Origin of the sequence: Streptomyces sp. DvalAA-43 (assembly GCF_900091725.1) — a bacterium.
Taxonomy (GTDB): Bacteria; Actinomycetota; Actinomycetes; order Streptomycetales; family Streptomycetaceae; genus Streptomyces; species Streptomyces pulveraceus.
Window position 1 is genome coordinate 43149 of the sequence record NZ_FMBW01000064.1, and the last position, 25438, is coordinate 68586.

General features: G+C 71.7%; 23 protein-coding genes. 11 read left to right on the top strand and 12 right to left on the bottom strand.

Translation table 11 applies throughout. From position 1 onward, the window contains the following. Positions 1-6 precede the first annotated feature (6 nt). Complete coding sequence (locus tag GA0115234_RS26075) at positions 7-1008, top strand: Acg family FMN-binding oxidoreductase (RefSeq protein WP_093546274.1); 1002 nt, start codon at positions 7-9, stop codon at positions 1006-1008. 98 nt (positions 1009-1106) lie between these two features. Here GA0115234_RS26075 and GA0115234_RS26080 read toward each other — a convergent pair whose 3' ends face one another. The 3 genes from GA0115234_RS26080 to GA0115234_RS26090 all read right to left on the bottom strand — a co-directional run bounded on the left by GA0115234_RS26080 (position 1107) and on the right by GA0115234_RS26090 (position 4246). Then, on the bottom strand, positions 1107-1883 hold the full coding sequence (locus GA0115234_RS26080; RefSeq protein ID WP_093546277.1) for a hypothetical protein: 777 nt from the start codon (positions 1881-1883) through the stop codon (positions 1107-1109). A gap of 123 nt (positions 1884-2006) precedes the next feature. Continuing rightward, positions 2007-3194, bottom strand: coding sequence for a serine hydrolase domain-containing protein (locus GA0115234_RS26085; protein ID WP_093546280.1), 1188 nt, complete (start codon positions 3192-3194; stop codon positions 2007-2009). 257 nt (positions 3195-3451) lie between these two features. Then, positions 3452-4246, bottom strand: coding sequence for an SDR family NAD(P)-dependent oxidoreductase (locus tag GA0115234_RS26090; protein WP_093546283.1), 795 nt, complete (start codon positions 4244-4246; stop codon positions 3452-3454). A 169-nt stretch (positions 4247-4415) separates the two neighbouring features. On the opposite strand from GA0115234_RS26090, the gene GA0115234_RS26095 reads away from it, so the two are divergent. After that, on the top strand, positions 4416-6005 hold the full coding sequence (locus GA0115234_RS26095; protein ID WP_093546286.1) for a hypothetical protein: 1590 nt from the start codon (positions 4416-4418) through the stop codon (positions 6003-6005). A 108-nt stretch (positions 6006-6113) separates the two neighbouring features. Here the strand turns inward: GA0115234_RS26095 and GA0115234_RS26100 are convergent, their stop codons facing one another. Beyond that, positions 6114-7736 carry an amidohydrolase gene (locus GA0115234_RS26100; RefSeq protein ID WP_093546289.1) on the bottom strand — a complete coding sequence of 541 codons (1623 nt, stop codon included), beginning with the start codon at positions 7734-7736 and terminating at the stop codon, positions 6114-6116. A 340-nt stretch (positions 7737-8076) separates the two neighbouring features. Between GA0115234_RS26100 and GA0115234_RS42515 the strand changes: the two genes are divergently transcribed. Next, positions 8077-8232 carry a hypothetical protein gene (locus tag GA0115234_RS42515; RefSeq protein ID WP_176729277.1) on the top strand — a complete coding sequence of 52 codons (156 nt, stop codon included), beginning with the start codon at positions 8077-8079 and terminating at the stop codon, positions 8230-8232. An 81-nt stretch (positions 8233-8313) separates the two neighbouring features. Here the strand turns inward: GA0115234_RS42515 and GA0115234_RS26105 are convergent, their stop codons facing one another. Beyond that, positions 8314-8937 (bottom strand): TetR/AcrR family transcriptional regulator, encoded by a 624-nt coding sequence (locus GA0115234_RS26105; protein WP_093546292.1) that lies wholly within the window; start codon positions 8935-8937, stop codon positions 8314-8316. 913 nt (positions 8938-9850) lie between these two features. Here GA0115234_RS26105 and GA0115234_RS26110 point away from each other — a divergent pair. Continuing rightward, on the top strand, positions 9851-10987 hold the full coding sequence (locus GA0115234_RS26110; protein ID WP_141718482.1) for a hypothetical protein: 1137 nt from the start codon (positions 9851-9853) through the stop codon (positions 10985-10987). Between the two features lie 47 nt (positions 10988-11034). On the opposite strand, the gene GA0115234_RS42520 is transcribed toward GA0115234_RS26110, so the two are convergent. Continuing rightward, entirely contained in the window at positions 11035-11172 is a 138-nt protein-coding gene (locus GA0115234_RS42520; RefSeq protein ID WP_161275663.1) for a hypothetical protein, read from the bottom strand. Positions 11173-11426: 254 nt separating this feature from the next. Here GA0115234_RS42520 and GA0115234_RS26120 point away from each other — a divergent pair, with 254 nt between their 5' ends. The 4 genes from GA0115234_RS26120 to GA0115234_RS26135 all read left to right on the top strand — a co-directional run bounded on the left by GA0115234_RS26120 (position 11427) and on the right by GA0115234_RS26135 (position 14285). Further along, complete coding sequence (locus tag GA0115234_RS26120) at positions 11427-11858, top strand: hypothetical protein (protein ID WP_093546300.1); 432 nt, start codon at positions 11427-11429, stop codon at positions 11856-11858. A gap of 2 nt (positions 11859-11860) precedes the next feature. Then, positions 11861-12175 carry a hypothetical protein gene (locus tag GA0115234_RS26125; RefSeq protein ID WP_093546303.1) on the top strand — a complete coding sequence of 105 codons (315 nt, stop codon included), beginning with the start codon at positions 11861-11863 and terminating at the stop codon, positions 12173-12175. Between the two features lie 402 nt (positions 12176-12577). Then, the gene (locus tag GA0115234_RS26130; RefSeq protein ID WP_161275664.1) at positions 12578-13138 is read left to right on the top strand and encodes a sugar-binding protein; all 561 of its coding nucleotides are present in this window, start codon (positions 12578-12580) and stop codon (positions 13136-13138) included. Positions 13139-13286: 148 nt separating this feature from the next. Continuing rightward, positions 13287-14285, top strand: a complete 999-nt coding sequence (locus GA0115234_RS26135) for a GNAT family N-acetyltransferase (protein WP_093546309.1) — start codon at positions 13287-13289, stop codon at positions 14283-14285. 81 nt (positions 14286-14366) lie between these two features. Here the strand turns inward: GA0115234_RS26135 and GA0115234_RS26140 are convergent, their stop codons facing one another. Together GA0115234_RS26140 and GA0115234_RS26145 are read right to left on the bottom strand one after the other, a co-directional pair. Next, a complete protein-coding gene (locus tag GA0115234_RS26140; RefSeq protein WP_093546312.1) occupies positions 14367-15446 on the bottom strand; it encodes a CU044_5270 family protein in 1080 nt (359 codons plus the stop codon). After that, positions 15443-16111 (bottom strand): RNA polymerase sigma factor, encoded by a 669-nt coding sequence (locus GA0115234_RS26145; protein ID WP_093546315.1) that lies wholly within the window; start codon positions 16109-16111, stop codon positions 15443-15445. The genes GA0115234_RS26140 and GA0115234_RS26145 overlap by 4 nt, the downstream gene beginning before the upstream one ends. A gap of 143 nt (positions 16112-16254) precedes the next feature. Here GA0115234_RS26145 and GA0115234_RS26150 point away from each other — a divergent pair, with 143 nt between their 5' ends. The 3 genes from GA0115234_RS26150 (at position 16255) to GA0115234_RS26160 (ending at position 19763) form a co-directional block, all read left to right on the top strand. Beyond that, a complete protein-coding gene (locus tag GA0115234_RS26150) occupies positions 16255-17829 on the top strand; it encodes a serine protease (protein ID WP_141718483.1) in 1575 nt (524 codons plus the stop codon). 173 nt (positions 17830-18002) lie between these two features. Then, the gene (locus GA0115234_RS26155) at positions 18003-18590 is read left to right on the top strand and encodes a GNAT family N-acetyltransferase (RefSeq protein ID WP_093546321.1); all 588 of its coding nucleotides are present in this window, start codon (positions 18003-18005) and stop codon (positions 18588-18590) included. A 138-nt stretch (positions 18591-18728) separates the two neighbouring features. Further along, a complete protein-coding gene (locus GA0115234_RS26160) occupies positions 18729-19763 on the top strand; it encodes a metallophosphoesterase family protein (protein ID WP_202554185.1) in 1035 nt (344 codons plus the stop codon). Positions 19764-19847: 84 nt separating this feature from the next. On the opposite strand, the gene GA0115234_RS26165 is transcribed toward GA0115234_RS26160, so the two are convergent. The 4 genes from GA0115234_RS26165 to GA0115234_RS26180 form a co-directional block, all read right to left on the bottom strand. Further along, positions 19848-20804, bottom strand: coding sequence for an ABC transporter substrate-binding protein (locus tag GA0115234_RS26165; RefSeq protein WP_093546324.1), 957 nt, complete (start codon positions 20802-20804; stop codon positions 19848-19850). Beyond that, a complete protein-coding gene (locus GA0115234_RS26170; RefSeq protein WP_093546327.1) occupies positions 20797-22746 on the bottom strand; it encodes an ABC transporter permease in 1950 nt (649 codons plus the stop codon). Before GA0115234_RS26170 ends, GA0115234_RS26165 begins: the two co-directional genes overlap by 8 nt. 70 nt (positions 22747-22816) lie before the next feature. Continuing rightward, positions 22817-23899, bottom strand: a complete 1083-nt coding sequence (locus tag GA0115234_RS26175) for a quaternary amine ABC transporter ATP-binding protein (RefSeq protein ID WP_093546330.1) — start codon at positions 23897-23899, stop codon at positions 22817-22819. Further along, positions 23899-25422 (bottom strand): GMC family oxidoreductase, encoded by a 1524-nt coding sequence (locus tag GA0115234_RS26180; RefSeq protein ID WP_093546333.1) that lies wholly within the window; start codon positions 25420-25422, stop codon positions 23899-23901. The genes GA0115234_RS26175 and GA0115234_RS26180 overlap by 1 nt, the downstream gene beginning before the upstream one ends. Between the last annotated feature and the right edge of the window lie 16 nt (positions 25423-25438).

Below are 25438 nucleotides of genomic sequence, written 5' to 3' on the forward strand. Positions count from 1 at the left end.
GTGGCGATGCCCGCACAGCCGCTCGACGACACGATGCTGAAGGCGCTGGTCGCCGATGCGATCGCCGCACCGTCGATGCACAACGCCCAGCCCTGGCGGTTCCGGTACCGGCACGCCGACCGGACCCTCGCGCTCCGGGCGGAGTTCGGCCGTGAGATGCCCGAGGCCGACCCCTCCACTCGCGGCCTGCACGTGGGGTGCGGCGCGGCGCTGCTGAATCTGCGGGTGTCGGCGTCGCACCGGGGCCTCGACTCGGTGACCACGCTGCTTCCCGTCCCCGCCGATCCCGACCTCGTGGCGACGGTGCGCCTGGACGAAGGCCCCGGTGGACCCGTGCCGCCGACGGATGCGGCCCTCGCCGCGCTGCACCCCGCGATCCGGCGCCGTCACACCAGCCGGTATCCGTTCGACGACCGGATGATCCCCGACGACGTCCGCGCACTCCTCACCGAAGCGGCTCACTGCGAGGGCGTCGAATTCACGTTTCTGCCGCCGGACCATCTGGAGCGTGTGCTCGTGCTGATCCGGGACGCCGAGGGATTCGATCTGAGCGACCCGGCGAGGGAGGCGGAACAGCGCTACTGGACCCGGGACACCAGGGCGGAGGCACCGGTCGACGGCGTCCCTGACTACGCCTTCGGCCCCACCGACGCGTCGGGCAGAGCGATGAACCGGGATTTCGCGGGCACGGACGTCGTCCCGGGCCGGGCCCATGCCCTGTTCGAGGACCGGCCGCAGCTCGCCCTGCTCCGTACCGCGCGCGACCGCCCGGCGGACTGGCTGCGTGCCGGTCAGGCCCTGGAACGCGTCCTGCTCACCGCCGTACCCCACGGGCTCGTCGCCTCGTTCGCGACCCAGCCCCTCGAATGGCCGGAACTCCGGCACCGGCTGCGCGGCCCCGCCCTCGGCACGGGATACCCGCAGATGATCGTGCGCCTCGGCTTCGGACCCGAGGGGCCGTGCACGCCGCGCCGTCCGGTGACCGAGGTACTGACGATCGAGCCCTGACGGACGGACGCGGCGTGGTGGCGACAACGACGGCGCATCGCGTGATCGCCGTGGTTCGGTGATTCGCCGGCGGGCCGGTTCCCCGGCCCGCCGCCAGGTCACTTCACCGTGACGGCGTCACCCGTCGAGACGACCTTCATGGTCGTGTTCGTGCCGAGGAACGCCCAGCGCCAGCTGCCCGAAGCGGTGGCCTTCACCGTCGTACGGAGGTGGCCCTTGCTGTCCGTGGTCGCGGTCTTCACCGTGCTGTACCTGCCGCCCGGCTTCTTGTACTGGAGCTTCACCACCTGCTTGGTGAACGCGTGGTATTTCAGGTCCGTCCAGTTGGCCCGCGACAGCTTTCCGGTGACGCTGAGCGTGCCGCCCTTCCGTACCGGCTCGGGCGAGGCGTCGGTGGTCAGGGTCGCGGCGCGCTTCACCCTGAACGAGGCGATGCTGTCCGAGATCCAGTAGTCCCCGTCATTGGCGTGGACGGTGGCGTTGACCGTCCAGTCGCCCGCGACGGCGTCGGCGTCCCAGCCCTTGTTGCCGCTTCCGTAGGAGTCGATCCACGCCGGGTCGATCTGCATCGTCGCGGTGCACACGGAGGTCGCCGTGCTGACCTTCTTGCACGTCGTACCGAGGTGGTCCACCGGTCCGTGGCCATTGGTCCGGTTGAACGCGGACACCGAACTGACCTTCTGCACCCCCGAGTTGTCCTTGATCGTGAGGGTGATCGGGAATCGCTTGACGTCCTTGACCCCGACGATCACATTGCCGCCGTCATTGACGACGGTCTTGGTGACCCGGATGTCACCGCGTCCCTCCGCATGCGCGGCCGGCGCCACCATGACCGCGGCGGCAACCGCTCCCACCGCGGCGATTCTTCTGTGCATGTCCCACCCCTGTTCTGCCCCGCCATGTGGCGGGGCAGAACAGAGTAACGATCACCGCGCGGCGCTCCCGCCGACACGTGCGCCGACCGGCGATCGGATCAGGTGACATATCGGGTGTACTGGTCACGGGCCTTCGGTGCCCGGCCCGCGGGTGAGCAGGGCGGCGACCCGAGCGATCATCCGGCTCTCCTCGCCGTTGCGGGCGGACGTCGGGTGGTACATGAGCACGAAGCGACGCCGCTGGTCACGGGTGGAGAACGCGGCGTTCTTGTAGCCGTACGTCTCGCCGGTCTTGCCCCAGAGGGTGACGCCGTTGACGGTGGCCTGCTGCAATCCGGTGCTGTAACGGGCCGGGGAGCCGTCCAGCATCCGCACGTCGTCCGGGGGCAGCGTGAACAGCAGCTCGGACAGCTCCGGCGGGAGCAGTTCGCCGGAGAACAGCGCGGCGAGCATCCCGTCGACGTCGCCCGTGGTGGAGATGATGTCGCCCTCGCCCCGGGCGGGGGACCGATCGTAGGTGGTGATGTCCCGCAGGCTGCCGTCGGCCATCGCCAGGTAGCCGTGCACATGGCGGCCGTGGACGCGCGGGTCGTCGCCGGGCACCACGGTGTGCGCCAGGCCCAGCGGGCGCAGGATACGGGCCTCGACGGCCTCGTCGTACGGGCGGCCGGTCACCTTGTCGATGATCAGTGAGGCCAGTACGTAGTTGATGCCGCGGTACTCCTGGCAGGTGCCCGGGGCGAACTTGAGCGGTCCGTACGTCGCGGTCGCCACCCATTCCCGCGGGGTCCAGTGGTCGAAGCGGTGGCGGAACACCTCCTCCGCCGTCGCCGGTTCGGGGATGCCGACGTGGTCCGGGAACCCGCTGGTGTGATTCAGCAGGTGCGCCACGGTGACGGCGGCGAACCGGTCCGGCAGCAGCCCCGGGAGGACGCGCCGCACCGGTGTGTCCAGCCCGATCCGGCCCTCGGCCACCAGTTGCAGCACCACCGTGGCGACGAAGGCCTTGGTGATGCTGCCGACCCGGACCTTGTCGTGTGCGGTCACCGGTCGCCGGGTCCTGATGTCGGCCACGCCGGAGGTGCCGTACCACTGGCCGGCCGTGCCGCCGACTCGTAACTGGGCCGCGGTCGACGGCGGGTGTTCCAGCTCCTCGATCACCGCCCGCAGGGCCGTGGGGTCGAGCGGTGGGAGGGTCGGGGGAGAGGCGGTGGCGCGGGGGGCGGGCAGCACCGCGGCGGCGGCCAGCGCGGCCGCCCCCGACATGGCGATGCCCGTAAAGGCCCTTCGTGACAGGCGCGTTGAAGTCATGTCCCCCACACTGCCGAGGAACAGACCCCCGAGTATCCGGGGCGACCCCGGAGCGGTCCCCCCTCACACCCTGACCCGTCCCGCACACCGACGAACTCTCCGGCGCCGCGCACAGTCGACACCCGCGCTACAGCCAGGCCGTCCATCCGCGAAGGCGGCGAGATCCACCCGCCGCGCCACCGCGACTCCACGGACGCCCCGCACGAGCACGACCACCGGCGTCACGGCCGGACCACTCCTCAGGCGGTACAAATCGATTACGGGACCAGGGCGATGCCTCCGTCGACGCGCAGGTTGATCCCGTTGATGTAGCCGGCGTGCGGGGCGGCCAGGAACGCCACCGCCGCCGAGATGTCGTCGGCGGTACCCAGCCGCCCCGTCGGGTTCGGTGCGTACTCGGCCACCACCAGCGGCTCCAGCTCGGACCACTCCCCCGGCCGGCCCCGGTCGGCCGCACCCTCCTCGAACATCTTCCGCAGGCCGTCGGTGACGATCACCCCGGGGCTCACCGTGTTGGCCGTGATCCCGGACCCGGCGAGGTGACCGGCCAGGCTGGTGGTCATGTTGACCACGGCCGCCTTCGCCGCCGCGTACTCGACCATGTTCGGCAGCGGAGTCGTCGCCGCGCGGCTGCCCACGTTGATGACCCGCCCCCACCCCCGCTCCCTCATCCCCGGCGTCAGGGCCCGGATCATCCGCACCGCGGACAGGACGTTCCCGTTCATCGCCGCCAGCCAGGCAGCCGGCTCCGCGGACTCCCAGTCGTGTTCGGCGAACGGGCCGGCGTTGTTCACCAGCACGTCCACACCCCATTCACGGGCCTGTTGGGCCACCATCTCCGCGGCCTCGTCATCGGCCAGGTCTCCCAGCACGACATCGGCCACCGCGCCGATGGCCCGCAGCTCCGCGGCAACCTCCTCGGCACGCAGCGGGTTTCGGCCATGCACCAGCACGGCACACCCCTCCTCGGCGAGCCGCCGGGCGATCGCCGCACCGATTCCGCCCGTGCTCGCCGTCACCATCGCATGTCGTCCCGCCAGGCCAAGATCCATACGTCGAAGGCTATCCACCACCTGTGACATCGGGCCTCCGCCAAGGGCACGCAGCACACCCCCGCCTCCACCCCCTGCCTCTACTAATTCGTATTAGTACCTTGACTTCCTCCATCGGCGGGTCCGAAGCTGAGCGCCACCCACGTGAGCACGCATGAGTGAGGACGCCATGAGTGAGATCACCCGCAGAGGGTTCGGCCGCATGGCCGGGCTGGCAGTGCTGGCCGCAGGATTCACCGCCGGGACGGAGACCGTGAGCGAAGCCGCCGCCGGTGCCGCCACGGCCCAGGAATCGTTCGAGCCGCGCCATCTCAGCTCGTTCGACCAGCGTCGCTACTTCACCTACCCCACCCACAACGGCTTCGTCGATGCCGACCGCATCGTTCTCGGCCAGCGGGAGACCGGAGCCACGAGCCTGTGGGAGGTGAATCTGCGCTCCGGCGAGGAGCGGTTCCTGGCGCGGTTCGCCACCCCGGCTGACGACCGGAACCCGTTCGTCTGGTGGAACATCCACTCCGGACGCCTCGTCACCTGCGCGGAGAACGCGATCTGGCTGATCGACCTGGCCGATCCCTCGCCCGTCAAGCTCTACTCACCGCCGCCGGGCCGCGCGCTCAGCGTCGTCGTCAATCTGCATCCCGCGGGCGACCGGGTTCTGTGCAGCCACTACCCGGCACCGATCACCGCCGGACCGACCACGGCGGTGGAGATCGCACTGACGGGCGGCCGGGTCCGGGAGGTCTTCTCCGGGAGCGTGTTCGCCACCCACTTCCAGTACAGCGCCCACGATCCCGAGTGGATCGGCTATGCGCTCGGCGGCAACATCCGCGCCTGGGCACTGCACCCGGTCCACGCGCCGCACGGCAAGATGATCTGGGACCAGGCCGCTTCGGGCGTGCCGGTCGGGACCCACGAGGTGTGGAAGTCCGGTGCCGACACCGGCTGCCTCGCCGTGGCCATCGGCGGCAGCGCGTCGGGGCTGTGGTTGATCCACCCGGACGACCGGCCGGACCGGCTGCTGGCGCCGGGCACCTCGGGCGCGAACGGCTCGTACAACCACTGCGACATCTCCGCCGACGGCCGCTGGGCCGTGGCCGATACCAACGGCCGAAACGGTTCGGCGCGCGGGCAGGTGGGCTCGGTGGCCCTGGTGGATCTGACGGGTGTTCACCCGCCGCGTACGCTCGGCCTGGTGGGCTGGGGATCCGCCCACCCCGGCCATCCCCATCCCGCCTTCTCGCGCGATGGCCGCCTGGTCGCCTACACCGACACGGAGGCCGCCACCGACCGTACCCGTGTGGTGCTCTGCGACTCGGGCGGCAGTTGGACGCCACGTCCCCTGGACTGGGTGGCGGAGGCGGAGCAGCTCGCGTACACCGTCTCGGGCGGCCGCGCCGAGGTCTTCGACGACGCCCAATGCGGTGCCGGACACGGTCTGTTGTTCACTCCGGCCGCGACGGGTGATGCGCTGACCGTCGAGTTCCAGCAGCCGGGACCCGGTCTGCGCACCCTGCGGTTGCGGGTGAAGCGGCACTATTCCCGGGGCGTCTACCGGCTGTCGGTGAACGGCACCACGGTCGGCGAGCCGCTCGACCTCTACAGCCCGGTGGCGACGTACGGCGAGCCGGAGTTCGCCCAGGTGCCCCTGCGGGCGGGGACCAACACGCTCCGTCTGACCCACCTCGGGCAACGCGCCGAGAGCACCTCCGTCCCGGGGACGTGCGCCGTCGACCGTATCGGCGTACGGCGTCCCGGCTAGTCCGTGCCCATGAAGTCCCGTACGCCCGCAGGGTGTGCCCGCGGCGAATGGGTGAACGCGCGGAGCGAGGGGCGGGGCATCAGGAGGAATGCCGCGCCCCTCGCGCCGTCACATGCCCGTGTCGCGGTGGGTGGTGCGGCCGTCGACCACGGTGAGGAGGACGGGCAGGCCCGCCAGGTCGGTCGCGGGCGTGGCGAGGGGGTTCTCGGCGAACACGGTGAGGTCCGCGCGGTGGCCGATGGCCAGGCGCCCCGCCTGGTCTTCCTCGCCCGCCGCGTAGGCGGGGTTGAGGGTCATGGCCTGGAGCGCTTCGAGTGCGGTGAGCGCCTGGCCGGGGCCGTGCGGGGGCTGGGTGAGGTCGCGGGTGGGGCGGCGGTGACGGGCACCGGCCATCACCGTGAGCGGGTGGCAGGGGGCGACGGGCCAGTCGGAGCCGAGGACGACGGTGGTGCCCGAGTCCCACAGGTCGCGGCAGCGCCAGGCCCGCGCGGCACGCTCGTCACCGAGCCGCCGGGACCAGTTGTCGGTGTGGTCGGCGCGGGTGAAGTCGCAGCAGTGCGTGGGCTGCATGGACGCGATGACACCGAGTTCGCCGAAGCGGCGCAGGGTGTCGTCGGGGACGGTCTCGATGTGCTCGACACGGTGGCGGACTCCGCGGTGCTCCGCACTCGTCGCCTTCTCCACGGCGTCGAGGACATGGCGCACGGCGGCATCGCCGATGGCGTGGGTGGCCGTGGGCACTCCGGCACGGTGGAGCTGGCCGATGATCCTGGTGAAGGACGCGGGGTCGGGCCAGAAGGCATGGGTGGACTCGCCGTGGCAGTCGGGCCGTTCCAGCCAGGCGGTGCCGTTGTCGATGGTGCCGTCCATGAAGAGCTTGACGCCCGCCACCTGCCACAGCCGGCCGCCGGTGCCCTGCTGCTCGATGAGCTCGGCCACGGCTCCGCCGTCGGCTCCGGGCTGGCACCAGGGGGCGACCCTCAGACGCAGCGGCAGTTCGCCCGCCGCGTCGAGCTCGGCGTACTGCGACAGGCTGTCGCCGTTGGCGTCCATGGCGTGGCCGCCGGTGAGCCCGGAGGCCGCCAGCTCGCGCAGCGCCGAGACGAGGCCGGCGCGGCGCTCGGTGGGGTCGGCCTGCGGTGCCGCCCGCTCGACCAGTTCGCAGGCGGCGTCCTCCAGCAGGAGCCCGGTGGGGCGGCCCGCTCCGTCGCAGACGATCTCCGCGTACTGCTCGAACCGCCGGGGCCCGTCGACGCCGGCGAGCTCCAGCGCACGGGGGCCGGCGAGCATGGAGTGGGCGTCGAAGAGCAGCAGGAGGGCGGGGACGCCGTCCAGGACCGGTCCGAGGGCGGCGGACGCGACGGGCCGGTCCCCGAAGACGTTCGGGTCCAGGCCCCAGCCGCGCAGCCATGCTCCGGGCGCCAGCGCCCGGATCTCCCGCGCCAGGGCCTGCCGTACCTCGTCGAGAGTGGTGCACCCGGACAGGTCCAGGCCCCGGGTGAGCTCGGCGCCCATGACCGGGTGGATGTGGCCGTCGACGAGCCCCGGGGTCACCACGGCGCCCCTGAGGTCGATCACCGTGGTCGCGGGGCCCGCGAGGGCGCGGATCCGCTGGTCGTCGTCGAGTGCGGAGATCCGCCCCCCGGACACGGCCAGGGCGGTCTGCGGGAGCAGCTCCCCGGTGACGACATCGAGGAGGCGGGCGGAGAGCAGGACGAGGCCGGGGTGCACGGGCGTACTCCTTGAGCGGGTCGTGGGCGATACGGAGAGAGCGGTGGGCCGGCGGGTGCGGTCGCGGTACGTACGGAAGTGGCCGCCGCCCCTACGGTCACGGGTCAACCGCTCCAGTCGGCTGCGAGCGTCATGTTTCGCGGCCGTTGAGCCCTTGACGTCATGAACCCGATGTTATTGAGTGTACGACCAATAGACAAGCAGGTGCGGTGGGTGCGCCCACTACGCCGAGGCGCACATGACTTCCACGGTCCCCGGCGTCGCGGGCAGCCCGGACCACCGACCGGACGGAAGCGATACGCTCGACCTGTAGGCACGCATCCCGACCACGGAGGCGGCCATGAGGGAGAACATCGAATACTCGACTCCGTCGCAGGCCGAGGGCGAGAGGCTGGACGAGGACAGGGATCCGGCCGAGGAGCGACACCCCGCCACCCGGCGCACCCAGCCGTCCCAGGCTGAGGGCGAGCGTCGCGCGGAGGACGAGGAGAGCTGATCGAGGGCGGCGCGGGCGGCCACGGCCGCAGCGGGCCGGGCCGCCCGGCTCCGACCGCGGCTTCCGCTCTTTGCGCCGGGGTCAGCCGCCCACGGCGTGCGGGCCCCGGCCCTCGCGGGGCAGGCGCGGCACCTGCCCCGCGAGAGCCAGGTCGACGAGCTGGCGCACCGTGTCCTCGTGCACGGGCGCGGGGCGGAAGGACCGCCGGTAGACGAAGTAGCCGTTCCACAGGTCGAGCAGTGCGTCGGCGTCGATGTCGGCGGGCAGATCACCACGGGCGATACCGCGCTGCATGACGGCTCGCGCCTGGTCCCGGCGCCGTAGTACGACATCGAGGAACGACTGGAGGACACCGGATTCATCGGCCGCGGCCTCGGTGAGGCACAGCCGGGTGAAGGTGTCGCGGGCGCGGGTGAAGTCGTCGATGTATCCGAAGAGCACGAGCAGTTCGGCGCGGGTGTCGCCGAGGTCCGCAATGGCGCGCACGTCGGCACGGGCGACGAGCACTTCGGCGGTCACCGCGGCCTTGTGCGGCCACCAGCGGTAGAGCGTCTTCTTGGAGACCTTCGCGCGTACGGCGATCTCGTCCATGGTCATGCCGAGGTAGCCGGTCTCGGCGAGCAGCTCGTCGGCCGCGCCGATGACCCGGTCCCGGACGCCCTCGCTGCGGGGCCGGCCGACCGGCCGCTGAGTGCTCTTCGCCATGACCTCCTATTTCGGGGCACGCGACCCCCTCACGTCAATGGGAAACGGAGAGTTTCCGGCAGGAGTTGTCCGGCCGTGACGCTGCCGACCACCCCTGAGACGCACCGGGGCCCTGGACACCTCCCGGGTGGCGGGTAGACATGGGAGCGATTTAGGAAACGAATAGTTTCCATTTCGGTCTGCCTGCTTCAAGTGGAGGATCCCCATGCCCGCAACCGACCCGTCGCTGCGCGACCGTGTCGCCGCCCGTCTCGACGAGTACAAGGACAGGCTTCTGGAGCTCAGCCACCGGTTGCACGACGATCCCGAGACGTCGTTCGGCGAGACCCGCGCCGCCGAGCGGCTCGCGGTGCTGCTGGAGGACGCCGGGTTCGCCGTGCACCGCGCGGTGTGCGGTCTGCCGACGGCTCGGGGACGTGCTGGCCGAGCCCGGCCTCACCCGGCTCCGCTGCGACCTCTCCCCGGCGTACGACGTCGAAGGACTGGAGATCGCCGAACGCGAACTCCGGCTGACGGCCACGTCGCTGCGGTTGCGCGACCGGTTCGCGGCATCCAGACCGCTCGCGATCGTGGACCGGCTGGTGTCCTTCTTCCCCATCGAGCTCGACGGCGAGGGAACCGTCATCCGGGGGAGCCGATCCGGGCTGCGCCTCACCTTCGCCGGAACAGGGTGGAGAGCGACCGTGCACCGGATGGCCTACCGAGGGCGAGCCGGTCCCGGTCCACGTCCTCGACCTCTCCCGCACAGCCACCGAAGCCGAGCTCACGGTGACCATGGACCTGCTGCCACCACTGCGGACGCCCCCGGACGATCGAAAGCAACCACCTCGTACCGGGCCCTAGTGACGCTGTCGAACGCTCTCGTACCGTCGCGGCATCCATCAATGTCCCTCCCCCAGCGAGGAGATGAAGCATGATCTCGCTCAAGAGCCGACCAAGTACCAGACCACGGAGAACAGCGTTCGCGGTGGTGCTGACGCCCGTCGCGGCGCTCGCCCCGGTGGTCGTGCCCGCGCCACCGGCGCAGGCCGACAGCGTGATCTCCGTCGAAGGGGAGAGCCCGGCATCGACCAACTTCCCGGCCGTGTTCACCGATGCCCGCGCGTCCGGCGGGAAGTACCTGAGAGCGTTCACGGCCGACGAACCCACCGGCGGCCACTACACCGCCACATACCCGGTCCCCGCGCCGTCCGCGGGGCTGTACACCTTCAAAGCCGACATGAGCCCGCTGCGAAACGCCTCCTGGGCATCCGCCGTCTCGGTCACCGTCAACGACAAGCCCTACGCGACGACCCCGACGTACGCGAACACCTCGATCCCGGAGATCCGCCAGGCATCGCTCGGTGCGGTGTGGCTCAAGCAGGGCGACAACAAGGTCACCTTCTCGGTGGACGGCCACCGAGCCGACGACGCCCGCTACATGACCTACATCGACAGACTCCGATTCGAGGCCACGACGTTCCGGGTGACCTCGATCGACAGTACGGCTCCTCTGGACATGTTCCAGAAGGGAAATGACGTCGCCCTGGACCTCCGGCTCAACGCCGGGCCCAACACGTCGGCGTCGGTGGACTATCAGGTCCTCGACTACTGGGACGCCGAGGTGGCGTCCGGGGCCGTCGCCATCCCCGACGGTTCCGACCGGGTTCCGGTGGCACTCGGGAAACTGCCCATCGGCCACTACCGCATCAAGGCGTCGATCGTCGGCGGAACGCCCCTCGTTCACGAGTTCGCCGTGGTCGTACCTCGTGCCGACCGCCCTGAACTCACCGATTCGTCCTTCGGTATCGCCGTCGGCAGTTGGTCGATCCCCGCGGACAGACAGGAGGAGGTCGCGGCGGGGCTGGGCCTCAGCGGGATCCCCTGGGTCCGCGCCAGGACGACCTGGAACGACGGCACCAACCCGTCGCCCGGCGTCTTCGACTTCGCGAGGGAGTCCGCGATGAAGGACTTCTACCAGCGCGTCGACGCGCTGAGGATCAACCTCCTGGCGGCCTACCACTCGGCCCCGGCGTGGACGAAGAAGCATCCGGAAGACGTGATGCCCTGAGACCTCATGGCGGCCTACAAGTACGCGCTGGCGGCGGCGAACTACCCTCAGGCCGACGCCTGGGAGATCTGGAACGAAGCGGACGCTCCCGGCAGCAACGCCTTCAGCTCCGGCAACGAGAGCGCCGACCAGTACACCGCGATGATGAAGGCGGCCGCGATCGGATTCCACGACTCCCCGGGCAAGCCGCTGATCTCCGATGCCGGGACCGCCGGACAGCGCAAGCCGTACACCGATCTGAGGGCGCGCAACGACGTGTTCAGCTACGCCGACATCCACGCCTTCCATCTGTACGCCACCGACGACGGCTCCGAGGTGCCCAACGCGTGGGGCGGCATCCCGCCCCACCTCGACCTCGTGAACACGTACGGCAGGGCGACGACGAAGCGGTGGATCACGGAAGGCGGGGTCAAGTTCCAGGTCCCCACGCCACAAGCCGATGACCTCGCAACAACAGCGCGCCCAGGCCCGCGGCTTCGTGGTCGCGACCCTCACCACACTCAGCCAGGGCGTGGACAAACCGTTCGCCTTCTCGCTGCCGCCGCTGAACGAGGGCAGCACCTTCTTCGGCCTGCTCACCCGTGACTGGGCGCCCAACGCGGCGTTCACCGCCGAGTCCGCGATGACGGCCGCCCTCGGACACGCCGCCTACGTGGGCACCCTGCCCGGCCTTCCCGCAGGCGTGACCGCGTTCGCCTTCGCCGACGGCGACGACCAGGTGATCGCGCTGTGGTCGGAGAATCCCACCGACGTCACCCTGGATCTCGGTGCCGACAAGGCGACGCGTACAACGATCGTCGGAACGAGCACCAGCTCGCCTCGACCGACGGCCGGTACCACCTCAAGGCCCAGCCCGACCCCACGTATCTGAGGGTGCACGGCGCCCAGGTGGTGACCGGGAAGTCCGCCCTGCGCCCCGTGAAGTCGACCCGGTCCTCGCTCACCCTCACACCCGCGCAGCGGGTCGTCGTGGCCCAGCACTACGGAGATGCCGCGCGTGCGGGCTCGAAGGCGCAGGGGTACCGGCTGTCCGGGGACGGGGCGAACACCGTCGACGTGCAGTTGTACAACCTGAACGATGTGCCGATGACCGGCTCCCTGCACGCCGACGCGGACAACGGATGGCGGACGGCGATCGCGCAGCCGCAGGTGACGATCCCGCGATGTCGTCGGTGGCCGTGGCCGTGAAGGTGAGCGCAGGCCCCGACACGGTGATGGGCGTCCGCGGCGAGCTCCGGGTCGGCGCGGACTTCGGTGGTCGGAAGGCGTCGCCCTCGGTGGCCGAGATCACCGGCTCCTCCCTCACGGGTACCGCAGGCCATGTACTCACCACCGGCGGGAAGCACGCGGTGCGGGCCGTCTACACCAACACCACGGACCGCCCGACGCGGCTCAGCGCCGTCACAGCGCAGTTCGGCGAGAAGCGGGTGATCGCGCCCACCCGCGGCGCCACCGTGCAGCCCGGTGAGTCGCTGCCGGTGGATGTGCCGATACCGGGCACGGCGAAGGACGGCACCGACTACCGCGTGCGGTTCGTGACCGTCGGCGATGCGGTGCACCGGATCCCGGGGACGGGTGAGTGTTCCGTCCGTGGATGCGATCACCAGGGCCGGACCGCTGGCGCAGATCGACGGGGCGCCACCGGCCGCGAGCGTCGGAAAGGCCCCCGGGTTGTCGGCCGACGTGACCCTGGCCTGGTCGCAGGAGGCTCTCGTCGTCGACGTCTGCGTCGCGGACGACGTCCAGCGGCAGACCTTCACCGGGCAGAACATCTGGCAGGGCGATTCCGTCCAGGTGGCTCTCGCACCGGGGTTCCCGGGAGAGACGGTCTCCGCGGGCGCCGAGTACGGCGCGGCGCTCACCTCGTCCGGAGCGGAGAGCGTGGTCTTCCGCACCATGGACGGCAGTCCCGGCACCAGGACCGCCGCGACCAGCACCGTGACGCGGGACGACTCCGCGAACAGGACGCGCTACCGAATGTCCCTGCCCTGGGCGGAGCTGGCGCCGATCGCCGCGGACCAGCGCCTGCTGAGCGTCTCGGTGCTGGTGAACGACGACGACGGCGGGGGCCGCTCTTTCCTCGCCTGGGGCGGCGGCATCTCCCATGCGAAGGACTCCGGCCAGTACAACGCGGTGACCCTGGCGGACTGACCATCCCTTTCGGCGTTCCGCCGTCGCGGCTCCGGCCGCGGCGGCGGAACGCTGTCATCGGGGAGCACTGCGGAAAACGAGTTCTGTTGTCCGATCGGCACGGCCTACGCTCGCCGACCTCATGTCCGACATGACGGGAGGCCCGGGTATGGGCGTGAACAGGGGCAGCGGCCTTGGGACGCCGGGACGATTGCCCAGCTGTCTCTTCCGGCCGTACCGCGGCAACGAAGACCACGGCGCGATGGCCGCCGTGCGGCTGGGCTGCGCAGGGCTGGACGAGACCGACGCCCGCTCGGTCGTGGAGGGAGTCCCGACGGCGGCCGAGATCGCCGAAGCCTCCGCCGAGCTGGACGACCCGTCCGAGAACCAAGTCCTGGTGGAGTGCAACGGCGGCATCGTCGGCTACGTGACGATCAGGTGGTGGCAGGAACGGGACGGGACATGGCTGTACCTGCACCGTGGCTACCTGCTGCCCGACCACCGCGGCGCGGGCATCGGCTCAGACATGCTCAACTGGGCCGAGAACCGTATCCGTCGGCTGGTACAGCAACACGGAACCGCACGGACGGCCGTGTTCGGCGCCAACGCAATGGCCTCCGAAAAGGATTCAACGCAGCTGCTGCTCGAAACCGGATACCGGCGTGTCTTCAGCCTGGTGGAGCTGGAACTGGCCGATCTCCGACGGCTACCCGAGCACGACGGTCGGTTGCCGGCCGGTATCGAAGTGGGTGCCGTCGAGCCGGCCAGTTACCACGCGGCCTGGAAGACGGTCGTCGATTCCTATGCGAATGCCGCCTTCACCGAGAAGTGGACGTTCGAGAGTTTCCTCGCCACGGCCGTCCCGACCCGCTGGCGAGCTGCTTGGTACGAGGATCAGATGGCCGGCGTCGCCCTGTGCTCCATCCGCCGGCATGACCGCACCGTGGGCGAAGTCGAAGAATTGAGCGTCCGGGCAGAGTCGAGGCGTCTGGGACTGGGGCGTGCCCTGCTGCTGGACGGATTGCGATCTCTCCGCGAGCACGGCGCGGAGACTGCCCGGCTGTTCACCGGGACCGCGAATCCGCACCGCTCCTACGACCTCTACGAGAGCGTAGGGTTCCGGCGCCAGAACGAATACGTCCGCTACCGCAAGCCGATCGGCGTCTGATTCGACGGAGGCGGCTCCGGAGCACCTTGGGGGTGGATACCCGAGGATCGAGCCCAGCGCGATCGCCCGGACAGTTCCTGGCTAGGCGGTCCGGCCGGTGCGGTCGACGGCGGCCCTGGTGAGGATCGCCGAGGTGCCGACGACGGTGCCTGCCGGGCCGGCGTCACCGGCCTCGGCGAGGACCGTGCGTTCACCGAGGAACGCGTACGTGGTCCGGTCGAAGATCCACTGCGTCTGCTGCCCGTGCGCGGTGCGGGCGACGGCGACGCCTTCGCGGCCCGTGGCGTCCGTGGCCGCGCGGACCACCGTGACGCCGGGGATCTTCGCGGCGGCGCGGTAGAGCGCGGCGCCGACCCGTGGCGGGGCCCAGGTCTCGGCCAGCAGGTCGCCGATCGCGGTGAACGCCCGCTGGTCCGGATCCCGGCCCTGTCCCCGGGTCTCGTCCCGGATCCGCTTCAGCAGGGCGTCGGGGTCGGTGGGCAGCGATGCGACATAGGCGTGGGTGGGGCTGCTGACCGACGGGCCCGAGGCGTTCAGGCGGCCGGGGCGGGGTGTCGCTCCCGGGCCGTCGAGGGTGTCGACCGGGCCGTCGGCGGCGAGCCCGGTGTCGGGCGAGCCCGCCTCGCGCAGCAGGCCGGGGCGGCTGCCGTCGGCGGACAGCCACACCTGCCGCGTGTGCGCGGGAGGCATCGTCACGGGGCCTCCCCCGGCGCTCTGCGCCGCGTAGGCGACCCTGCTCTCGATGTACACGAACTGGTCGGCGCGGACCGTCTGCCGCCGCTCCCCGGCGGCGGCGAGTGCGATGCGGTCGAGCAGCCGTGCGGCTTCGGGTGCGCGAGTGGTGCCGCCATCCGCGGCGGCGGGGGTCGCGGGGCCCGGCGCGTCCGTGCGGTCCACCATCACGACGCCGCCGACGGCCAGGGCGCAGGCGACGGCCGGTGCCACGAACCGGACCGCCGGCCGACGGCAGCGCGGGGCGCGGGTGGCGGGCCTGCCGGACGGTTCGGTGGCGGCGGCCTCGGCCAGCAGTGCCTGCTTCAGCGGCAGTGCGCGGTCGGGGGCCAGGCCGGGTACCGGCGGTGGGGGCAGCAGACCGGTGAGGACGAGACGTTCGTTCTCCTCGGCGGCCTGGTCCGTGGGGTGTCGCGGGCTGGCGTTCATCCGTGCTTCTCCTGGCGGGACGAGCCGATCGCGGGGACGCGGTACGGGGCGGGCTTGTCGGGGGTGGCGGCGGGCTCCTGGCCCCCCGGCGCGGGCGGCGGGACGGCTCCCCTCCCGGGCTGCGCACGTGCGGCGCGGGCCTCGGTGTCGGCGAGCCCGCGCAGGCGGGTCCGGGCGCGGGAGAGCCGTGACCGGACGGTGCCGACCGGTACGCCGAGCGCCTCGGCCGCGGCCGCGTAGTCCAGGCCCTCCCAGACCACGAGGGTGAAGACCTCCCGGTCGCGGCGCCGGAGCCGGGCGAGTGCGGCGTGCGCCGCACGCAACTGCTCGGAATCCGCGAGGTGGGTGACGAGGTCGTCGACGAAGTCCGGGACCAGGCCGCGTTCCGGGACGCGGGCGAGCGCAATGTCACGGCGTCGGCGCGCGCGTGCGTCGCGGCGCATCACGTTGGTGGCGATGCCCAGCAGCCACGGGCGCAGGCCGTCCCCTTCGGGGTGCACCTTCTCCCTGCTGCGCCAGGCCTCCAGGAAGGTCGCCGAGACGACGTCCTCGGCCTCCGCCCAGTCACCGGTCACACGGAGGGCGTACCGGTACAGCACCTGGGAGTGTTCGTCGTACAGCTCCCCCAAGACGCCCCGGTCCCCGCGGCGGAAGCGATTCCTCATGAGTGATTCCACACTCTGCTCTGCCACCTCCGTTGCGCCGGTTCCCGTGACGTGCACCACATGCGCGGTCCGGGGCCGCGGTCCCGCACCCGGGTGTGACGCGGCTCACCGGAACTCCGGCGCCCGGCGGCGCAGTGCAGGTCATGACTCATTCCTCCGCTTCTTCCGTACCCCGCCGGAGCGTTCTGCGGACCATGGCCGTGGCCGCCGCCGTGGCCGGGGGCGCGACGCCCGTCTGGAACGCCCCGGCCTTCGCCGCGACGGCGCAGACGTACGCCCTCACGATCAAGCACCTCGACCGGGCCGGCCGGTTGACGGGCTCGTACGAGACCACCGTCACCGGGGTCTTTGGTGCGGGCGCCGACGAGGTGGTCCAGCCGCACGACGCCTCCGGCACCACCACCGTGCGGCTGCCCAAGGGCCGTTATCTGCTGAGCAGTTCCCTGACCTCCGGTGACGGAGCGGACGGCACCGACTGGATCGTGCAGCCGCGCCTCGACCTGGACCGCGACACCACCGTCACCGTCGACGCGCGGACCACGGCCCCCGTCGACGTACGGCCGCCCGACCGCTCGGCGCGCTTCCTGCACAGCGCGATGGTCGTCGAGGTGAGGCACCGGGGCGCCGAACGGCTCGTCAACCTGATCTCCTCCGCGGCGAATCTGCGCGTCGCCCACCTGGGTCCCGACGCCGAGGCCGGATCGGTGAAGCAGTGGTTCGACGGGTACTGGACCACCGAGAGCGCCGACTACGCGCTCGGCTACGTCTTCACCGGGGCGCGCGCCCTGACCGGGCTCACCCGGCACCCCACCGCCAAGGACCTGGCCACCATGAAGGTCCATGGCGCCGCCCTGCCGGGCACCGCGGGCACCGGCTCCGTCGACCTGCAACCGAGCACCGGACTGACCGTCGGGCTCTCCCGGGCCCTGGCGACGCCCGGCACCGCCACCTACCTCGTGACACCTGGACGCGGCGCCTGGGACATCACCTACATGGCTCCCCGCGCGCCCGGCGGGCCGTCGAACCGCTACTCCGCCGAGGGCGTCGCCGTGCGCGCCGGACGCACCACCACGCACACCTTCGACAACGCCGTCTTCGGCCCCGGCCTCACCGGCGGCTCCGGCGTCGTGCGCGACGGCGACACCCTCACCGTCGATGTCCCGCTGCTCACGGACGGCGGTGGACACGTGCCGTCGTCACCGCCGTACGCCGAGGCCTCGACCACGCTGCACCGCGACGGCGTGCTCGTCGGGACGCGGACCGGCGCCCCCGGGCAGGCCCGGTTCACCGTGCCGCCGGGGCGCGCGACGTACCGGATCACCAGCACGGTGCGGCGCGGCGGAGCACCCGGCACCGCCACCCGCGTGACCGTGTCGTGGACCTTCACCTCGGGCACGACCACCGGTCCGGTCCCGGTGCCCGTGAGCGTCGTACGGTTCTCTCCCGCGCTCGGCTCCACCGGTACCGCCGAGGCGGGCACGGCGCTGCGGATTCCCGTCACGGTGCAGGGCGGCGCCGCGAACGGAAAGCTCCGTTCGTCGGCCGTGTCCGTATCGGTGGACGGCGGCGCCTCCTGGAAGCGGGTGCCGGTCGAGCAGGGCGCCGTCACGATCCACAACCCGGGCTCGGGCACCGGCGTCTCCCTGCGCGCGGAACTGACCGACACCGGCGGGCGCACACTCACCCAGACCCTCGTCGACGCCTACCGCACCCGGTGACTCCGGCGGAACCCGCCGCCCCGAGGTGACCGGGACGGTCCGCCGAAGGCCGGGGCGTCGGCGTGGTGCACACGGCTGCCCATGGGCCGTGCATGCCCCGTCGGCGCCCCGGCTGCGGCCACGGCCGCGAAACCCCGTTGCCCGCGGGCGGGTACGCCCAGCATCCTCACGGCATGGACCTTCCCCCGCACCTGATCGAACTGGACGGCCTCGCACTGCGCCGATTCAACGGCGAGAGAGACCTCCCGGAGCTCTTCCGGGTCATCGAGGAGTCGCTGGAGCACCTGCGCCCGTGGATGCCCTGGGCCGCCGAGCACAGCCTGGCCGGGACCAGCCGGTTCCTGGCCAAACGTGCGGAACGCTGGGCGCGCGGCGAGGAGTTCACCTACGCGATCGTGCTCGACGGGGCGATCGTCGGCGCCTGCGGGCTCTTCCGGCGCGGTGCGGCCCCGGAGAACGGCCGCGAGATCGGCTACTGGCTGCACCCCGCCGCCACCGGCCGCGGTCTGGTGACCCGGTCCGTCCGCGCCCTGACCGAACTGGCCTTCCGGATTCCCGGCGTCGACCACGTCGAGATCGTCCACGACGTGGCCAACACCGCCAGCGGCGCCGTCCCGGCCCGGCTCGGCTTCACCGAACACCTCCGCCGCCCCTCCGAGAGCCCCGCCGAGAGCCTCGCTCCGGCCGATTCCGGCGAGGACCGGGTCTGGCGGCTGACCCGCGACCGGGCCAGGAACCCGGCCGACGCCGGGCCGCGTTGACCGGCAACATCAGAAACACGCCATCGGCGACCGAACAGTTCAAGCCATGGCCATCTGTGATACCCCGACGGGCCATCCTGAGCGGCGACACTCGCCGCGTCCCACACGCACGGGGGCGCACAGACGAAGGAAGTACCGATGGATCGCAGATCGTTCATGGCCACCACAGGGAGCGCGTCGCTGGTGGGCGGCGCGCTCGCCGCCGGCGCGGGGCCGGCGGCGCCCGCGGCCGCGGCAGCTCCGCACCGGCCCGACAAGGGCCACACGGTCCGGTTCAACATCATCAGTGACATCCAGGGCGACCTCACCGACTTCGGCAAGGCCCTCGACGATCTGCACCGCATCAACCCCGGCAGCGCCGGCCTCGGCATAGCCGGTGACATCACCCCGCGCGGCTACGACTTCGAGTACGCGGCGGTCCGCCAGACGCTCAAGCGGCACCCGCACCCCAAGAACATCGCGTGGGCCATCGGCAACCACGAGTTCTACGTACCGAAGTACAGCGACCCGAACACACTCGCCCAGGACACCTGGCCCAACGGCACCACCGAGGGCTCGCTCTTCCGCAGCTTCTACAACTTCGCGGAGCGCAACAAGGTCTACTCGGAGACCTCGTTCGGCGGCGTTCCCGTGCTCAGCCTGGGCACCGAGCGCTACTCCCACTACCACGACGCGAAGCTGTGGGACGAGGTCTGGATCAGCGACGCGCAGTTCACCTGGCTGGAGGACCGGCTCGCGTACTGGGCGCGCCGCCGCCGGCCCGTCATGGTGCTGACCCACCACCCGCTGCCCAACACGGTGTCGGGCACACACAACAAGCTCTACCTCAACGACTACCTCCAGCCCGACCGGCTGCTGTCGATCCTCGGCCGCCACAAGGACGTGTTCCTCTTCTCCGGGCACACCCACTGGGACCTCAACCTGTCCGACTGGGTGGTGCGCCGTGTCGTCCCCGGCACCGGCAACCTCGAAGGCTTCACCGTGGTGAACACCTCGGCCGTCCAGGTCGGCTGGATGGACGACGGCAAGGGCGGCGAGGTCTCCCTCGGCGATGCCTTCAACCAGGGGCTCCAGGTCGAGGTCGGTCCCCGTTCCGTCGTCATCAAGGCCCGTGACTTCACCACCGGCACCTGGCTCAAGCAGCTGACCGTTCCGCTGCACACCACCTCCTGACACACCGCGGGGCGGATGCCGCGCCGTGGTCCGGCGTGGCATCCGCCCCGGGCGCCCATCGGGCCGCCGGACCGGCCCCGGGGCTCACTTCGGCAGCCACGCCCGCCAGATGGGTCCGTTCTTCCTCACCCACCGCTCCGCGGCCTCCTCGGGCGACAGCTTCTGGTCCGCGATCATCAGCGCCACCTCGTTCTGCGCCCGGGTCGTCCAGCGGAAGTGCTTCAGGAACGCGGCCGCCCTGCCGCCGCGGTCGGCGAACCGGGCGTTGAGGAACTTCCGCAGCGGGGTGTGCGGATAGGCGCACGCCACCTTCTCCGGGTCGGCGTCGCAGCCCTCCTCGTACGCGGGCAGCTTCACCTCCGTCATCGGAACCTGCTCGAACAGCCACTGCGGCTTGTACCAGTAGGTCAGGAACGGCTTCTTCTCCTTGGCGAACTGCTTGATCTGTGTGATCTGCGCCGCCTCGGAGCCGGAGAAGACCACCTGGTAGTCCAGGTCCAGGTTCTTCACCAGTGCCTTGTCGTTGGTGACGTAGGACGGCGAGCCGTCCAGGAGCTGGCCCTTGCCGCCGCTCTCCGCCGTGCGGAGCCGGTCGGCGTACGCGTTCAGGTGCTTCCAGTCCGTCACGTCCGGGTGCGCGTCGGCGAAGTACTTCGGCACGAACCAGCCGATGTGGCCGGTCACACCGAGCTCGCCGCCGGGCACGATGGTCTTCTTGTCCTCGACGTACCTCTGCTCCTGCTCCGGGTGGCCCCAGTCCTCCAGGATCGCGTCGACCCGGCCCTGGCTGAGGGCGTCCCAGGCGGGGACCTCGTCGATCTGGACGGTGTCGACGCGGTACCCCAGCTCGTGTTCGAGCAGGTACCGGGCGACGGCCGCGTTGGCCTGCGCGCCCACCCACGACTGCACGGACAGGGTCACGGTCCTGGCGCCGTGCGCGTCGGCGTACGGGGACGACTGCTTCGTCATGTCCGCCGCGCCGCAGCCCGTCAGGGCCAGCAGGCCGAACGCCGTGGCGGCGGCGATGGTGCGCCTACGCATCGTGGTGCTCCTTTCCGGCGGGCTGGGTGACCCGGTCGAGCATCAGCCCCAGGCACACGATGGCCGCGCCCGCGACGAGACCGGTCGCCAGGTCGCCCTGGGCCAGCCCGAACACCACCTCGTAGCCGAGCGCACCACCGCCGACCAGGCCGCCGATGATGACGACGGCGAGGACGAGGACCACGCCCTGGTTGACGGCCAGCAGCAACGCGGGCCGGGCGAGCGGGAGTTGGACACGCCACAGCTGTTGCCGGGCCGTGGCGCCGAGCGAGCGGGACGACTCCATCACGACCGGGTCCACGGCACGCATGCCCTGGGTGGTGATACGGACGACGGCCGGCAGGGCGTACACCACGGCCGCGGCGACGGCGGGTGCCCGGCCGACGCCGAACAGCGCGACCACCGGGATGAGGTAGACGAACTGCGGCATCGTCTGGAAGACGTCGAGCACGGGCCGCAACAGCCGTTCCAGACGCGAGCTGCGACCCGCGGCCACACCGGTGGCGACACCGGCGACCAGGGTGACGGCGACCGCGGCCAGCACCTGCGAGAGGGTGTCCAGCGCCGGGTCCCACACCCCGAGCACCCCGATCGCGACCATCGCGAGCACCGCGGTCGCCGCGGTGCGCCAGGTGCCGACGAGCAGGGCGAGGACCGCCACCAGGAGCAGTACGGTCCACCAGGGCAGCCACCGCAGGCCGTCGCGCACCGGGTCGAGGACCCAGGTGGTGAAGCGGGCGGCCCAGTCGGCGGTGCCACCGATGACGGGGACCCCGGAGTACAGGTGCGCGGTCATCCAGTCGACGGCACGGTTGACAAAGGCCGCGACGTCCACGGTCCAGGCGTCGGGCCAGGACAGCCGGCCGGCGGAGCGGCCGACGAGGGCGGCGGCGACGGTCCCGGCCGCGGCGGCGGCCCAGCCCAGGCCGGTGCCCCGGGCGGGCGCGGCACCGATGCGCGCCCCCGCGGCGGCGGTCACGCGGTCGAGGACGACGGCGAGCAGGACGACCGGCACACCGGCGGCGAGCGCCGCTCCGACGTCGACGGAGGCGAGGGCCTGGTACACGCGGTCACCCAGTCCGCCCGCACCGATCACGGACGCGATCACGGCCATCGAGAGCGCCATCATGATCGACTGGTTGACCCCGAGCAGCAGCTCCTTGCGGGCCAGCGGGAGGCGGGCGGTCAGCAGCCGCTGCCGGCCGGTCGCGCCGAGCGAGGCCGCGGCCTCCAGCACCCCGGCGTCCGCGCCGCGCAGTCCGAGCGCGGTCAGCCGGGCCATGGGCGGTGCCGCGTAGACGACCGTGGCGAGGACCGCTGCCGGCACACCGATGCCGAAGACCAGCACGACCGGGAGCAGATACGCGAACGCGGGCAGCACCTGCATGGTGTCGAGCACCGGGCGCAGGGCCCGGTGCACACGGTCGGAGAGCCCGGCGGCCAGCCCGAGCACGAGGCCGAGCAGCACGGACGCGGCGACGGCGACGACCATCAGGGCGAGCGTCTGCATGGTGGGGACCCACATGCCGAGCAGCCCGCACACCCCGAACGCGGCGACGGCGGTGAGCGCCGGGCGCAGGCCCGCCAGGCGCCAGGCGACGAGCCCGGCGCCGGCCGTCACCCCGGCCCAGCCTGCGGCGAGGAGCACGAGGTAGACGGCGCGTACGGAGAGCACGACGGCGTTGCTGACGTGGCCGAAGAAGTACAGGAAGAGCGGGTGGCTGTCCCGGTTGTCGATGATCCAGTCGCTGGCGTCGCCGAGCGGTCCGGACAGGTCGACGGAGAAGCGTGCGGGCCAGGCGCCACCGCCCAGGAGCAGGGCGCCGAGGAGGAGCGCGACGAGCGCGAGACCCCCGATGAGCGCGGTGCGGTGCCGGGCGAGGACATCGCTCAGCGGCAGGCGTGCCGGGGGCGCGCCCGCCTCGGTGACGGTGGTGCTCATCGTGTCCGCCTCCCTGCCGGGTCGGCGGCGCGGGCGGGCCCGGTGCGCGCCCAGGTGGCGTGGGCGGGCATCAGGCCGCCTCCTCGCGCGGGGCGAGCCCCGCGACCACGCCGAGCAGGTCCGCGTGGCCGACCACGCCCAGGCAGCGGCCGTGCTCGACGACGCGGGCGGTGCCGCCGCTGCGGACGACGGCCTCGATGGCCTCGTGGACCGTCGCGCCGGGGGCCAGCGCCGGGCCGTGGTCCGTCTCGGCTGCGGTGGCGGGCCGCATCGCCGAGCGCACGGTCATGACCTGTTCCCGCGGCACGTCGCGGACGAAGTCGCGTACGTAGTCGTCGGCGGGGGCGCCCACGATCTCCTCGGGCGTGCCGAGCTGCACGATCCGGCCGTCCCGCATCAGTGCGATCCGGTCGCCGAGCTTCAGCGCCTCGCCGAGGTCGTGCGTGATGAAGACCATCGTGCGGCCCTCCTCGCCGTGCAGCCGTACGACCTCCTCCTGCATGTCCCGCCTGATCAGTGGGTCCAGCGCGCTGAACGGTTCGTCGAACAGCAGCACTTCGGGGTCCACGGCCAGTGCGCGGGCCAGCCCCACCCGTTGCTGCTGACCGCCGGAGAGCTGGGCGGGGCGGCGGTGCTCCATGCCTTCGAGGCCGACCTTGGCGACGAACTCCGCCGCGCGGGCCCGCCGTTCGGCGCGCGGGACGCCCTGGATCTCCAGCCCGTAGGCGACGTTGTCCAGCACCGACCGGTGCGGCAGCAGCCCGAAGTGCTGGAAGACCATGGCGGCGCGGTGGCGGCGCAGTCGGCGCAGGCGTGCCGCGTCCATCGACAGCACGTCCTCGCCGTCGATGGCGATCGCACCGGAGGTGGGCTCGATCAGCCGGGTCAGACAGCGTACGAGGGTGGACTTCCCGGAGCCGGAGAGGCCCATCACGACGAACACCTCGCCCCTGCGGACGTCGAAGGACACCTCGCGCACGGCGGCGGTGCAGCCGGTCCGTTCACGCAGTTCGGCGGGGCCGAGGGCGGCGAGGGCGGGGTCCGACGGCACCCGGCCCGCCTTCGGGCCGAATACCTTCCACAGCTCACGTACGGAGAACACGGGCGGCTCGGACACGGGCGGCTCGGAAGGGGCCGGCGGCTCGGTGTTCATCAGGCAGTGCCTCCCAGCAGGTCCGCGCATTTCTCCCCGATCATCAGCACGCCGATCATCGGGTTGACGGTCGTCATCGTCGGGAAGACGGACGCGTCGGCGATCCGGATGCCGTTCAGCCCACGGATCCTCAGATCGGGTGACGCCACGGCGAGTTCGTCGTCCTCGGCACCCATCCGGCAGGTCCCCGCCGGGTGGTAGACGGTGTGCGCGACCTTGCGCGCGTACGCGCCGAGTTCCTCGTCGGAGGTGATCCCGGGCCCCGGGCAGACCTCGCGCCTGAGCCAGCCGGCCAGCGGTTCCTGGGCGGCGATGCGACGGGCGATCCGGATGCCGTCGACCAGGGTGCGGCCGTCGTAGTCGTCCTCGTCGGTGAAGTACCGGAAGTCGAGGGCGGGCTTGACCTCGGGGTCGGCGCTGGTCAGGTAGAGCCGGCCGCGGCTGCGGGGCTTGGGGATGTTGGGGGTCATCGACACACCGTGCGGGGGCCGCTCGTAGCCCAGCCGCTCGGGGTTGTCGGTGAACGGGATCTGGTAGAAGTGGAACATCAGGTCCGGCCCCTCGGCCGCCGGGTCCCTGCGTACGAACAGGCCCGCGTCGCTGTCCATCGCGGAGTTCTCCGGTATCGGTCCCTCGGTCTCCCAGACGATGACCGACTCGGGGTGGTCGAGCAGGTTCTCGCCGACTCCCGGCAGGTCGTGCACCACGGGGATGCCGAGCTTCTCCAGGTCGGCGCGGGGTCCGATGCCCGAGTGCAGCAGCAGCCGGGGGGTGTCCACGGCGCCCGCGCACACGAGCACCTCGCGCCGGGCCCGTACGACGTGCTCCGTGCCGTCCTTGGCGCGCACCCGGACACCGGTGGCCCGGGTGCCCTCCAGTTCCAGGCGGAACGCCCAGGTCTCCAGGGCGATATGGAGGTTGGGCCGGTCCAGGAACGGGTGCAGATACGCCACGGAGGCCGAGGAACGCTTGTTGTTCTCCGGGTGGTAGGCGAGGTCGAAGAAGCCGACGCCCTCGTGGAAGGGCTGCTGGTTGAAGCCCTCGACGCGCGGCACGTCCAGCGCGCTCCGCGCGGCGTCGACGAAGTCGCGGGCGATGGCGTTCCGGTCGGCCTCGTCGACGGGGACGATGTTGTTGCGGAGCCTGGCGAAGTACGGGTCCATGGAGGCCGCGTCCCAGCCCTCGGCGCCCGCGTCCGCCCACTCGTCCCAGTCGCAGGGCAGGGGCTTGAAGGCGATCAGGGTGTTGTGGGACGAGCAGCCGCCGAGCACCCGGGCGCGGCTGTGGCGGATGTGCGAGTTGCCGCGGGGCTGCTCGGTCGTCGGGTAGTCGTAGTCCAGTTCACCGCCGAGCAGGCCCATCCAGCGGCGCAGGGTCAGGACGTCGTCCCGTCCGACGTCGCTGGGGCCGCCCTCGATGACGGCGACGGTGGTGTCCGGGTTCTCGGTGAGCCGGGAGGCGATCACCGATCCGGCGGTGCCTCCGCCGATGACGACGTAGTCGTATACGTGGTGGTCGGTCATGCGCTCGTTTTCCTCT